Below are 14,098 nucleotides of genomic sequence, written 5' to 3'. Positions count from 1 at the left end.
GTCATAATGAAACTATTAATTTTGGGCAACCATACCTGCGGGAACCGAGGGGATAGCGCGATCCTGCGCGGTTTGCTGGATGCCATTAACGCGTTGCGTCCTGAGACTGAAGTGGATGTTATGAGCCGTTACCCAGTGAGCTCCTCATGGTTGCTGAACCGCCCGGTGATGGGCGATCCGCTGTATTTGCAGATGAGACAACACAACAATGCAGTGGGTGTTATGGGGCGCGTGAAGAAAGTGCTGCGTCGTCGCTATCAGCATCAGGTACTGCTCTCGCGTGTTACCGACTCCGGTAATCTGCGCAATATCGCTATCGCCCAGGGTTTTACCGATTTTGTTCGTTTGTTGTCGCGCTATGACGCCATCATCCAGGTCGGCGGATCGTTCTTTGTCGATCTGTATGGTGTGCCGCAGTTTGAACATGCATTGTGTTCGTTTATGGCGAAAAAACCGCTGTACATGATTGGTCACAGCGTGGGGCCATTCCAGGATGAGCAGTTTAATCAACTGGCGAACTACGTGTTTGGCCACTGTAATGCATTGATTTTACGTGAATCCGTCAGTCTTGATCTGATGAAGCGCAGCGCAATTACCACGGTTAAAGTTGAAACAGGCGTGGATACGGCCTGGCTGGTCGACAATCATCATGAGGATTTTGAGCCAGGTTATGCGGTACAGCACTGGTTAGACATGGCGGCTAAACAGAAGACCGTTGCCATTACATTGCGCGAGCTGGCGCCTTTTGATAAGCGTCTGGGGACAACGCAGCAGGCCTATGAGCAAGCCTTTGCCGGGGTAGTGAACCGCATACTCGATGAAGGTTACCAGGTGATTGCACTGTCAACCTGCACCGGTATTGATAGTTACAACAAAGATGATCGCATGGTGGCGTTAAACCTGCGCCAGTATGTTAACGACCCGGCCCGATATCATGTGGTGATGGATGAACTTAACGATCTGGAGATGGGGAAGATTCTGGGGGCATGCGATCTGACGGTGGGTACTCGGTTGCACTCGGCCATCATCTCGATGAATTTTATGACGCCGGCCATCGCCATTAACTACGAGCATAAATCGGCAGGGATCATGCAACAGTTGGGGTTGCCGGAGATGGCTGTCGATATTCGCCATCTGCTCGATGGCAGTCTGGAAGGAAAGGTCGCCGGTACCCTCGGACAGCTACCTGAACTGAACATACGGCTTGGGGATGCTGTGACACGCGAACGCGAACGCGGGGTACACATGGTGCAGTCGGTTTTAACGCGTATTGAGGGGGAAAAATGAAGATTGGCTTTTTCCTGCTTAAATTTCCTCTCTCTTCTGAGACCTTTGTACTCAATCAGATAACCGCATTTATCGATATGGGCTACGACGTGGAGATTGTCGCTTTGCAGAAGGGCGATCTTGAAAATACGCATGCCTCATTTAATACCTATCGGCTGGGTGAAAAAACGCGCTGGTTGCTGAATGAACCGGAAAGCAAACTGGCGAAGCTGAAATATAGGGCGGCGGCGGCTCTGCACGGTCTCACCCGCGCAGCGACCTGGAAAGCGTTGAATGTTGCACGCTATGGCGAGGAAGCGCGCAATCTGATTTTGGCGGCCATTTGCGGTGGGAATCCGCGGGCGTTTGAAGCGGATGTCTTTATTGCTCATTTTGGGCCAGCAGGCGTAACGGCCGCTAAGCTGCGTGAGCTTGGGATGATCCGCGGAAAAATCGCTACGGTATTTCACGGCGTCGATGTTTCGCATCGGGATGTGCTTACCCGCTATACCCCTGAGTATCAGCAGCTGTTTCAACGTGGAGATTTGATGTTACCCATCAGCAATCTCTGGGCCGGACGTTTAAAAAACATGGGATGCCCGCCGCATAAAATCGCGGTTTCGCGTATGGGTATCGACATGACGCGTTTTACCCCTCGCCAACTGAAAGCACCAGCTGCACAGCTGGAAATTATCTCTGTCGCCCGGTTAACCGAGAAAAAAGGACTGCACGTCGCCATCGAAGCCTGTCGTCAGTTAAAAGAGCAGGGCGTTTCATTTCGTTATCGCATTCTGGGTATCGGCCCTTGGGAGCGACGTTTACGCACACTGATCGAGCAATATCAACTCGATGACGTGATTGAGATGCCCGGCTTTAAGCCCAGCCATCAGGTGAAGGAGATGCTTGAGCAGGCGGATGTATTTTTGCTGCCGTCGATTACCGGAAGAGACGGCGATATGGAGGGGATCCCGGTGGCGCTGATGGAGGCGATGGCGGTAGGTATTCCGGTGATTTCTACCGTTCACAGCGGGATCCCGGAGCTGGTCGAGTCGGGTAAGTCTGGCTGGTTGGCTCCAGAAAACGATGCGCAGGCACTGGCTGAGAGGTTAGCGGCATTTAGCCTGCTCGGCAGTGAGCAGGTACAGCCGATTGTGCAGTGTGCGCAAGAAAAAATTGAAACTGAATTTAATCAGTTAGCGATCAATAAACAGTTAGCCAGTCTGCTGCAAACGATGTAAATCGAGGTTGTATGTCAGAGAACAAACTCTCACGCCGTACTTTTCTGACGGCAGGCTCTGCGCTTGTCGTATTGCATACTCCTGTTGTCCGGGCGCTTGAATCATCGGGCAGCATCAACATTCAGGATTACAACCCAAAGGATTGGGTCGCTTCTTTCCGGCAGGCGTTCAAAGAAGGACAAACGGTAGTCGTACCCAAAGAACTGGAATGTAAGGATCTCAATACCGCTGTCGTTATTCCTCCTGGCAAAACGCTACACCTGCAAGGCAGAATCAGCGGCAATGGACGTGGTCGCTTTGTTCTGCAGGATGGATGTAAGGTAGTGGGTGAGCAGGGGGGGAGCCTGAGGAATGTTACCCTCGATGTGCGCGGTTCGGACTGCGTGATAAAAGGGATTTCCATGAGTGGTTTTGGCCCAGTGACACAAGTCTATATCGGCGGCAAAATACCGAGGCTGATGCGCAATCTGATTATCGATGATATTACCGTCACGCGCGCCAACTATGGGATCCTGCGTCAGGGCTTTCATAACCGGATGGATGGTGTAAAGATTACAAACTGCCGTTTTAGCGATCTACAGGGAGATGCCATTGAGTGGAATGTGGCGATCAACGACAGCAACATCCTCATTTCTGACCATGTCATTGAACGTATTAACTGTACCAATGGCAACGTGAACTGGGGCATCGGCATTGGGCTGGCGGGCAGTACCTATGACAATACCTATCCCGATGAGCTGGCGGTAAAAAACTTTGTGGTGGCGAATATCACCGGCACCGACTGTCGACAGTTAGTCCATGTAGAGAACGGCAAACATTTTATCATTCGTAATATCACCGCACGAAATATTACCCCAGATTTTAGTAAGAAAGCAGGCATTGATAATGCAACGGTTGCTATTTATGGCTGCGATAATTTCGTGATTGATAATATCAATATGGAAAATAGCGCAGGTATGCTCATTGGCTACGGTGTTATTAAAGGACGATATTTATCCATCCCGCAGAACTTTAAGTTAAATAATATCCATCTGGATAACACGAAACTTGAATATAAATTACGCGGCATTCAGATCTCATCAGGTAATGCAACGTCGTTCGTGGCCATCACCAACGTGGAGATGAAGCGAGCCACGCTTGAGTTGCACAACCAACCGCAGCATCTTTTTTTACGTAACATCAGGGTGATGCAGCAATCCACAACAGGACCCGCGCTCAAGATGCAATTCGATCTGCGCCAGGACGTACGCGGCAAGTTTATGGCCAGGCAGGACACACTGCTCTCACTGGCCAACGTACATGCAGTAAACGAAAGCGGGCAAAGTTCAGTTGACATTGACCGGGTAAACCATCAGGTGGTGAATGTCGAAGCGGTGAATTTTCGACTGCCGGGGCAGGGGAGGTAACTTTGCGACCATTCCTGGCAAAAGTTGTACCCGCCTGGGATTAAGATTACTGCATTCCGCAGATAAGCGGCGTAACATACGCGGCATCGGAGTAATGTAATTCATACTGGCTAAAACAAGCTAAAAAGCTATAATTCAGCAACAATTGAATAGGTGAATGACTTAATGATTAATTTGAAAGCAGTTATTCCGGTAGCAGGTCTGGGGATGCACATGTTGCCTGCCACGAAGGCAATCCCTAAAGAGATGCTGCCGATCGTAGACAAGCCGATGATTCAATACATTGTCGACGAGATTGTAGCTGCCGGTATCAAAGAAATCGTTCTGGTGACTCATGCGTCTAAGAACGCAGTTGAGAACCACTTCGACACCTCTTACGAACTCGAATCACTCCTTGAGCAGCGTGTTAAGCGCCAGCTCTTAGCCGAAGTGCAGTCTATCTGTCCTCCGGGCGTAACTATCATGAACGTCCGTCAGGCTCAGTTACTGGGTCTGGGTCATTCCATCCTTTGTGCTCGTCCTATCATTGGTGATAACCCGTTTGTCGTGGTATTACCTGACGTCGTTCTGGATACCGCAAGTGCGGATCCGCTGCGCTACAACCTCGCTGCTATGGTTGCTCGTTTTAATGAAACCGGGCGCAGTCAGGTGCTGGCTAAGCGTATGGAGGGCGATCTGTCTGAATACTCTGTTATTCAAACCAAAGAGGCTTTGGACAACGAAGGTAAAGTCAGCCGTATCGTTGAGTTCATCGAAAAACCAGACCAGCCGCAGACACTTGATTCCGATCTGATGGCCGTAGGGCGCTATGTGCTGTCTGCTGATATTTGGGCAGAACTGGAGCATACGCAGCCAGGCGCCTGGGGGCGTATTCAGTTGACGGATGCCATCGCTGAGCTGGCGAAAAAACAGTCTGTTGACGCCATGCTGATGACGGGTGACAGCTACGACTGTGGTAAAAAGATGGGCTACATGCAGGCATTCGTTAAGTATGGGCTGCGTAACCTGAAGGAAGGTCCGAAGTTCCGGAAGGGCATTGAGAAGTTGTTGAGCGAGTAGAAGATGTTCACGTCTTTGTGATGTATGCCCGAAAAAAGAGCGGCAGTTAACATTCCGGTGTCTATGCTTTATGCAGCGGAGTGTTACTGTCGTTTTTTATATGAAAAGCAACTAATTATAATAAGTTAACCTACTAAGTTTAATCTGTTTTTTGTTGGGTTTTTCCTTGTTTCTGTCAGCATTTGGTAAGACAATTAGTGCTTGATTTTGGCGTCTTTGCCTGAGTTGGCAGTGACCATCATCTTTGGAATCTAGCTAGTGATCTGGTAGCTGTAAAGCCAGGGGCGGTAGCGTGCTTGATCGTGAAGGCATATCGATGCCTGATCTTTCTAAACGTAATTCTGAACTTTGTTGATTAATAAACGATCAGAAAAAGCAAAACTGCATACACTTCCAGTAGATTTCATTTTTATAAGATTAATATTTAATTTACTACAGTCAAAGACGTTGTAGGAAAAGACGTTAAGCGTCTAAAAAGCTAATGAGAGAAATTTTATATGTTTAAAAATAAGGTTTTGTTAATTACAGGTGGTACAGGTTCTTTTGGGAATGCGGTTTTAAGAAGATTTTTAGATACGGATATTGCAGAGATTCGTATTTTCAGTCGTGATGAAAAAAAGCAAGACGACATGCGAAAAAAATATAATAACTCGAAATTGAAGTTTTATATTGGCGATGTCCGTGACTATCAATCAATCTTAAATGCAACTCGTGGTGTAGATTTCCTTTACCATGCAGCGGCCTTGAAGCAAGTACCATCTTGTGAATTCCATCCCATGGAAGCAGTAAAAACGAACGTGTTAGGTACTGAAAATGTACTCGAGGCTGCAATTGCAAATGGTGTGAAACGTGTTGTCTGCCTGAGTACAGATAAGGCAGTTTATCCTATCAATGCGATGGGTATTTCCAAGGCTATGATGGAGAAAGTTATCGTAGCTAAATCCCGAAATGTTGATAAGTCTAAAACCGTAATTTGTGGTACTCGATACGGAAACGTTATGGCTTCGCGCGGTTCGGTTATTCCATTATTTGTGGACTTGATTAGAGAGGGTAAACCTCTGACGATTACTGACCCAAATATGACACGTTTCATGATGACTTTAGATGATGCGGTTGATCTCGTATTATACGCCTTTGAACATGGCAATAATGGTGATATTTTTGTTCAAAAAGCACCAGCTGCAACAATTGAAACATTGGCTATTGCACTCAAAGAACTGATGGAGATTCCAGAACATCCTGTACATATTATTGGTACCCGCCACGGTGAAAAATTGTATGAAGCATTACTGAGCCGTGAAGAAATGGTCGCTGCTGAAGATATGGGTGAATATTACCGTGTTCCACCTGATCTTCGAGACCTCAATTATGGGAAATACGTAGAACAGGGCGATCAGCGAATTTCGCAAATTGAAGATTATAATTCACACAATACAGAACGTCTTGATGTAGAAGGTATGAAAAAATTATTGCTAAAATTGGCTTTTATTAGAGCTATTTGCGATAAAAAAGAATATCAACTGGATGAATAATATGAAGATTGTCATTACTGGTTCTAATGGGTTCATCGGAAAAAATCTGCGTGTCCATTTACGTGAAAACGGGTATGACGATGTAATTTGTATCGATCGAGACAACTCACTTGAGCAGCTTGATGAAGCATTGCAATCTGCGGAATTTGTTTTCCATCTTGCTGGGATTAACCGCCCAACAAGTGATTCAGAGTTTTATGAGGGCAATGCTAACTTAACTGATTACATTGTAAATAAATTAGTTTATTTTGGTAATAAAACTCCTTTACTCATAACTTCATCAATTCAAGCTGAACTCGACAACCATTACGGAAAAAGTAAGGCGGCAGCAGAATATTCAGTAAGCAAATATGCGAAAGAGACTGGCGCAAAAACGTATATTTATCGCTTACCTAATGTGTTTGGAAAATGGTGTAGACCTAACTATAACTCAGCAGTTGCAACTTTTTGCTATAATATTCTTAACGGGTTAGACGTGACTATAAATAATCCGGATGCCCCGCTAAAACTGGTTTATATTGATGATGTCTGCAAATCATTCGTTGATTGCTTAAAAGGCAAAGTTGATGAGAAAAGCGCAGAAGTCACACCTGTTTATAGCACGAGTGTCGGTAACGTTGTTGACACCATCAGGTCATTTAAGAATAAGCAGCATGGCCTGCTAATCGACCACGTTGGTACCGGTTTAACCAGAGCGCTGTATGCAACTTATCTGAGTTATTATTCTCCCTCAGAATTTGCTTATTCAGTCAAACGTCATAGCGATCCTCGCGGGACGTTTGTTGAAATGCTCAAAACCAAAGAGTCTGGTCAGTTTTCATTTTTTACTGCACATCCTGGCATTACAAGAGGTGGGCATTATCATCATACTAAAAATGAGAAATTCTTGGTTATTAAGGGCAAAGCAAAATTTGCATTCAGACATATTGATTCGAATGACTATTACGAAATATTTATTGATGGAGATGAATCGAAAATAGTCGAGACTGTTCCTGGCTGGTCGCATGACATCACGAATATTGGTGATGATGAAATGATAGTCATGCTCTGGGCAAATGAAATTTTTGATCCTGAGAATCCTGATACAGTTAACTATAAAATCTCTGATGAGTAAAAGATGAAAAAAATGCATGTTATGACTGTCGTTGGTACACGACCTGAAATTATCAGATTGTCGCGTGTTATGGCTAAACTAGATGATTATTTTGAACATACGATTGTTCATACTGGTCAAAACTACGATTACGAACTTAATCAAATTTTTTTTGACGATCTCGGCGTCCGCAAACCTGACCACTTTTTGAATGCAGCAGGTAAAAATGCTGCAGAGACTATTGGGCAAATTATTATCAAAATTGATGAAGTGCTGGAATCCATCAAACCAGAAGCACTTCTAGTCCTTGGTGATACAAATAGCTGCTTAGCCGCTATTCCGGCTAAACGCCGCAAGATTCCTATCTTCCATATGGAAGCGGGAAATCGTTGTTTTGATATGCGAGTACCAGAAGAGATAAATCGCCGTATTGTTGATCATACAGCTGATATTAATCTTACCTATAGTGATATAGCACGAGAATATCTTCTTGCGGAGGGATTACCAGCTGACCGTATCATTAAGACTGGCAGCCCAATGTTTGAAGTTCTTACTCATTATTCCGATGGTATTAAAGCATCAAATATTCTTGAGCGTCTTAATGTCAAATCCGGCGAATATTTTGTAGTAAGTGCTCACCGCGAAGAAAACATTGATTCAGATAAGAATTTAATGAATCTTGTCGAGTCGTTAAACAAAGTAGCAGAAACTTATCAGTTACCCGTAATTGTTTCTACACACCCGAGAACTCAGAAAAGAATTGATGCAAAAGGGATTGTATTTAACTCGCACGTACAATTGTTAAAGCCGCTTGGCTTTAAAGATTATGTAAAATTACAGAAGGAAGCACGAGCAGTCCTTTCTGATAGCGGTACAATTACTGAAGAGTCATCGATTCTCAATTTTCCTGCTATCAATATCCGTGAGGCGCACGAGCGTCCAGAAGGAATGGAAGAAGGCACGGTAATTATGACCGGTGTTGATCCTGAGCGTATTCTTCAGGCTCTTGATATGATAAAAAATCAGCCACGTGATAATGAACGACTCCTACGCCAAGTGAGTGACTATTCAATGCCAAATGTCTCTGATAAAGTGGCAAGAATTATCCTCTCCTATACTGATTATGTTAAACGTGTTGTTTGGCGTAAATACTAATAAGGCCATCACTCTGGCGAGTCCAGAGTGACTTTTTGATGGTGTATAGATTAAAGTGAAAGTCTTATTGTTGACACAATGGTTTGATCCTGAACCTACCTTTAAAGGTCTTGCTTTTGCAAAAGAACTGAGAAGGCAGGATGTAGAAGTTAGTGTTATTACAGGATTTCCTAATTACCCAGGTGGAAAGATTTATGATGGATATAAGATTAAGATTTTCCAAAAAGATAGTCATGACGATATAATAATCAATCGGGTGCCACTGTATCCAGATCATGGTTCTACTGCGTTAAAAAGAATATTCAATTATGGTTCATTCTTTTTATCAAGCATGATCTTTGGTGTTTTGTCCAGGCAGAAAGTAGATGTTATATATGCTTATCATCCACCCTTAACCACAGCACTTTCAGCATCATTGATATCTTTCTTCAAAAGAAAACCATTTATTGTAGATATTCAAGACCTCTGGCCTGATACATTAGCTTCTACAGGAATGTTAACTAACAAAAAAATATTAAATACACTTAACTATTTATGCAATTTTGTGTACCGTCGCGCAGCAAAAATTGTTGTTCTCTCTCCTGGCTTTAAAGCTAAGTTGGTCTCTCGCGGTGTACCTGAGGATAAAATTGAGGTTATCTATAACTGGTGTGATGAAGAAAATCTTAAAAGTAATAAAAAAAGTAATGTTATTCTTCCATCAAATAGATTCAATGTTGTTTTTGCAGGTAATCTCGGTTTAGCACAAGGGTTACCTTCTATTATATCTGCTGCGCAACTTTTAAAAAACAAAGGTGTTAAGGCCAATATTGTCATTGTTGGGGCTGGTTTAGCAAAGGCTGATGCAGAGAAATTTGCTACAGAGAATAATATTGATAATGTAATCTTTTTACCTCGAGTGCCAATTACCGAGATTGGAGATATACTACAACAAGCTGATGCATTATTGGTTCATCTTATTAAAGATGATCTTTTTACTATCACTATACCCTCCAGAACTCAAGCCTACCTTGCATGTGGTAAACCCATTATAATGGCTGTTGATGGCGATGCTGCAGAACTTGTCAGAAATGCCAGTGCTGGGATTATTTGCTCTTCTGACGATCCTAATTCAATCTCTTCAGGAATTGAAAAGCTTACATTATTATCTACAAATGAGTTAAAAGAAATGGGTGATAACGGGGCTCAATATTATTACTCCAAATTAAGTCTTCATGAAGGTGTGAAAAAATTCGTCACAATATTTAAGAAGGTTATTCAATAATATGATTAAACGTTTTTTTGATGTATCAGTATCTTCAGTACTGCTAATATGTTTATCCCCCATTATTGGTGTTACCTACCTTCTCGTAAGACAAAAATTGGGTACACCTGCATTATTTAAACAAATTAGGCCCGGAAAAGATGGTCTACCCTTTGAAATGATAAAATTTCGCAGTATGAAAGATGCCACTGATTCCAATGGCAATATACTGCCAGATGAAGAGAGACTTACAGAGTTTGGCAAAAAAATAAGGGCGCTAAGTCTTGATGAATTACCTGCATTATGGAATGTACTTAAAGGTGATATGAGTCTCGTTGGCCCGAGACCTCTTCTAATGAGTTATCTTGAACGTTATGACCAGGAACAGAATCGTCGCCATGAGGTAAGACCCGGCATAACTGGCTGGGCACAAGTAAATGGTAGGAATGCTATTAGTTGGGATGAGAAATTTAGGCTTGATGTTTGGTATGTAGACCATCAATCAATGTGGCTGGATATTAAAATTCTCTTTCTTACTGTAAAAAAAGTTGTAATTAGAGAAGGCATCTCTGCTGAGGGGCACTCAACTATGCCAGAGTTTAAAGGGAAATCATCGGATAAGTAATATCAAAACTCGATATTTAGTGACTTTGCAGACGATACTTTTGTTTCGTTGTATGGATGTTATGTCATTCAAATAATATTACTCGTGGCATTTGTGGATATGCTTATGTAAGAATGAAAAGTAAAGAGAGTTCATAGCCCCAGATCTTTGGGAAACAGCATATAGAGTATTTTATGATAAAGGATATCTATATATAAATTAATCGAAAATATTTCTATGTGTCAGATGAGTTCAATTTTAAATATTCAAAGGTGTTTCAATGTTAAATACTAATTTTTCTCCATGGCCTTCGTTTACACAAGAAGAAGCAGACGCTGTGACCTCAGTATTGTTATCAAACAAAGTAAATTATTGGACAGGTAATGAATGCCGTTTGTTTGAAAAGGAATTTGCTGAGTGGGTAGGGACAGAATATGCAGTTGCATTAAGTAATGGGACATTAGCCCTAGACGTAGCCCTTAAGGCGTTAAATATCGGTCCTGGTGATGATGTGATTGTCACATCTCGTACATTTTTAGCATCAGCATCATGCATTGTAACTGCAGGCGCTAATCCTGTATTTGCAGACGTAGACCTCAACAGTCAGTGTATTACAGCGGAGACCATTTCAGCTGTTTTAACACCTAATACTAAGGCTGTCATTGTCGTACATTTAGCCGGGATGCCAGCTGAAATGGATCCTATTATGGCTTTAGCTGAAAAACACAATCTTTATGTAATCGAAGATTGCGCCCAAGCACATGGCGCAAGTTACAAAGGAAAAGGTGTTGGAAGTATTGGCCATATCGCTGCATGGTCATTTTGTCAGGATAAAATCATGACAACAGGCGGTGAAGGTGGAATGGTGACTACGAATGATAAATCATTGTGGTCTGCTATGTGGAGTTATAAGGATCACGGCAAAAGTTATGATGCTGTTTATAATCGTGAACATAAGCCAGGCTTCCGGTGGTTGCATGAATCTTTTGGTACCAACTGGCGCATGCTTGAAATGCAGGCTGTGATTGGGCGAATTCAATTAAGAAGAATGGCTGATTGGACTAAGCGACGTCAGGAAAATGGGAAAGCTATAGATGCAGCATTAGCAGACCTGAGTGGTGTTAGGTTAGTTAATATTCCAGATTATATTGAACATGCAGAATATAAACATTATGTGTTTATTAAGCCATCAGCATTAAAAGAAGGGTGGACTAGGGATCGCATTATTAATGAAATTAATAATGCTGGAGTTCCTTGTTATCAAGGAAGTTGTTCTGAGATTTATTTAGAAAAAGCATTCGATAACACTCCATGGCGTCCTGAAACTCCTCTACCTAATGCGTTTGAATTAGGTGAGACTAGCTTGATGTTTCTGGTACACCCGACGCTAACATGTTCGGAAATTGAACTAACATGCGAAGTTGCATATAAGGTTTTGAAAAATGCACTTAATTAACATCTATTGGCAACGATAAGTATTGATTAATCTGATATGAGGTGGCTGATTACGCCGCCTCCTCTTTTAAAAATGTGGTATAGAATGTTAACGCAACTACTCAGTTTGCCTCGTAATATAAAACGCATAATCATGGTGGCAATAGATTTTGTTTTATTGCTTATCGCTTTCTGGGGAGCTTTTTGGGTCCGGATGGATGTTTCTGCACCTTATACTAGCTACGAGCACTGGAAGTTACTGGCTTGTCTTATTGTTGTTACTGTATGTATCTTTGCAAGAACCGGTTTATATCGTACAGTCTTAAGATATGTGACAGCGAAGATATTTGTTACCGTCCTGCTAGGCCTTAGCATATCAACCGTACTGCTTATAACATTATCTTATTTCTTTGATATATTTCTTCCAAGAGCAATACCAATAATTTATTTTGCTTTTTCTTTATTATTCATTTGCGGGTCGAGACTATTATTTAGAATGTTGCTTACCTATGCTGTGCGTGGACGAACGCCCGTCATTATTTATGGGGCAGGTGCTTCTGGCAGACAACTTTTAACAGCACTAAGGCAGGTAGATGAATATTTTCCGGTTGCATTTATTGATGATAATCCACTATTGAATAAAGTCGTTATTCATGGTGTAACTGTTTATTCTCGTAAAAATATTGAAAAATTAGTTCATCGCTATGGCATTAAAAAAATACTACTAGCGATGCCTTCAATTTCAATTGAGAAAAGAAAGGAAGTAATTACATATTTAGAGGATTTTCCATGTGAGGTTTTATCCATACCAGGTATGGTAGATCTTATTGAAGGAAAGGCTCAAATTATGGCACTCAAAAAAGTGTCTATTGATGATCTGCTCGGAAGAGAACCAGTTTCTCCTGACGCAGAATTATTAGCAAAAAATATTCGTGATAAAGTTGTCATGGTTACTGGAGCTGGTGGCTCAATTGGCTCTGAGATCTGCCGACAAATTATCTTCCAACATCCAAAGATATTGATTTTGTTTGAAGTGTCTGAATTTGCACTTTATTCGGTTGAAAAAGAATTAACTACGCTCGCGCATAATAACAATAATGACGTTGTAATAATTCCATTAATGGGCTCAGTACAAAAATTACATCGTTTAGAAACAATTATGCGAATTTTTAACGTTAATACTGTTTATCATGCAGCAGCATACAAACATGTTCCTTTGGTTGAGTATAATGTTGTGGAAGGTGTCAGAAATAATATTTTCGGAACATTATATTGTGCTCAAGCAGCAATATCGTCCAATGTAGAGACTTTTATCCTGGTTTCAACCGATAAAGCGGTAAGACCGACTAATACGATGGGAGCTACAAAACGTGTTGCTGAACTAGTCTTACAGGCATTAGCACAGGAACAATCGACAACTTGCTTTAGCATGGTTAGATTTGGAAATGTTTTAGGCTCATCAGGATCGGTTGTTCCATTGTTTGAAAAGCAAATTGAGCAAGGCGGGCCTGTTACTCTGACGCATAAAGATATCATCCGCTATTTCATGACAATACCAGAGGCTTCTCAGTTGGTTATCCAGGCCGGTGCCATGGCTAAAGGTGGAGATGTCTTTGTGCTCGACATGGGTGATCCTGTTCGAATATATGACCTTGCTACTCGTATGATCAAACTATGCGGCTTAAAAATTAAAGATGAATCAAATCCGGATGGCGATATAGAAATTAGAGTCACTGGGTTGCGCCCAGGAGAAAAGCTCTACGAAGAATTGCTGATTGGCGAGCAAGTTCTTGGTACATCTCATCCGAGAATTATGACTGCACATGAAGATATGCTCAGTTGGACAGAACTTGAAAGTTACCTTAAGCAAATGGATGAGGCATGTACTAAATTTGAGCATGATATCATTCGTAATCTTTTACTGAAAATTCCAACAGGTTTTCAGCCTACTGATGGCATTTGTGATCTGGTATGGCATGCAAAGCATAATGTCTCTGGATGCGCTTTGAATGTGACATGTTGAGTTAGCGCATCAACTGCTATCTACTTTCAAGTATCCTGAGTTAAC

11 protein-coding genes are annotated in these 14,098 nt (G+C 42.3%); all 11 read left to right on the top strand.

Annotated elements, in window-relative coordinates:
- Positions 1–6: 6 nt before the first annotated feature.
- A complete protein-coding gene (gene wcaK, locus OGX83_RS15510) occupies positions 7–1,287 on the top strand; it encodes a colanic acid biosynthesis pyruvyl transferase WcaK (RefSeq protein ID WP_286588474.1) in 1,281 nt (426 codons plus the stop codon).
- Positions 1,284–2,504, top strand: a complete 1,221-nt coding sequence (wcaL, locus tag OGX83_RS15505; RefSeq protein WP_286588472.1) for a colanic acid biosynthesis glycosyltransferase WcaL — start codon at positions 1,284–1,286, stop codon at positions 2,502–2,504. Before wcaK ends, wcaL begins: the two co-directional genes overlap by 4 nt.
- Positions 2,505–2,515: 11 nt before the next feature.
- Positions 2,516–3,910 carry a colanic acid biosynthesis protein WcaM gene (gene wcaM / locus OGX83_RS15500; RefSeq protein ID WP_286588469.1) on the top strand — a complete coding sequence of 465 codons (1,395 nt, stop codon included), beginning with the start codon at positions 2,516–2,518 and terminating at the stop codon, positions 3,908–3,910.
- A 165-nt stretch (positions 3,911–4,075) separates the two neighbouring features.
- Complete coding sequence (gene galF / locus OGX83_RS15495; RefSeq protein ID WP_286588467.1) at positions 4,076–4,969, top strand: UTP--glucose-1-phosphate uridylyltransferase GalF; 894 nt, start codon at positions 4,076–4,078, stop codon at positions 4,967–4,969.
- 497 nt (positions 4,970–5,466) lie between these two features.
- Positions 5,467–6,501, top strand: coding sequence for a UDP-N-acetylglucosamine 4,6-dehydratase/5-epimerase (gene fnlA, locus OGX83_RS15490; protein ID WP_071444763.1), 1,035 nt, complete (start codon positions 5,467–5,469; stop codon positions 6,499–6,501).
- A gap of 1 nt (position 6,502) precedes the next feature.
- Positions 6,503–7,615, top strand: coding sequence for a UDP-2-acetamido-2,6-beta-L-arabino-hexul-4-ose reductase (gene wbjC / locus OGX83_RS15485; protein ID WP_071444762.1), 1,113 nt, complete (start codon positions 6,503–6,505; stop codon positions 7,613–7,615).
- A 3-nt stretch (positions 7,616–7,618) separates the two neighbouring features.
- Positions 7,619–8,749, top strand: coding sequence for a non-hydrolyzing UDP-N-acetylglucosamine 2-epimerase (gene wecB, locus OGX83_RS15480; RefSeq protein WP_286588465.1), 1,131 nt, complete (start codon positions 7,619–7,621; stop codon positions 8,747–8,749).
- A 55-nt stretch (positions 8,750–8,804) separates the two neighbouring features.
- Positions 8,805–10,013 (top strand): glycosyltransferase family 4 protein, encoded by a 1,209-nt coding sequence (locus tag OGX83_RS15475; protein WP_071444760.1) that lies wholly within the window; start codon positions 8,805–8,807, stop codon positions 10,011–10,013.
- A 1-nt stretch (position 10,014) separates the two neighbouring features.
- Entirely contained in the window at positions 10,015–10,617 is a 603-nt protein-coding gene (locus OGX83_RS15470) for a sugar transferase (protein ID WP_071444759.1), read from the top strand.
- 259 nt (positions 10,618–10,876) lie between these two features.
- Positions 10,877–12,052, top strand: a complete 1,176-nt coding sequence (locus tag OGX83_RS15465; protein WP_286585885.1) for a DegT/DnrJ/EryC1/StrS family aminotransferase — start codon at positions 10,877–10,879, stop codon at positions 12,050–12,052.
- Between the two features lie 84 nt (positions 12,053–12,136).
- Positions 12,137–14,053: a polysaccharide biosynthesis protein gene (locus OGX83_RS15460; protein WP_286588461.1), complete on the top strand. Its 1,917-nt coding sequence runs from the start codon at positions 12,137–12,139 to the stop codon at positions 14,051–14,053.
- The last annotated feature ends 45 nt before the right edge of the window (positions 14,054–14,098 follow it).

The organism is Citrobacter sp. Cpo074 (assembly GCF_030332745.1).
Taxonomy (GTDB): Bacteria; Pseudomonadota; Gammaproteobacteria; order Enterobacterales; family Enterobacteriaceae; genus Citrobacter; species Citrobacter portucalensis.
This window is presented reverse-complemented; position numbering and strand designations above follow the sequence as displayed.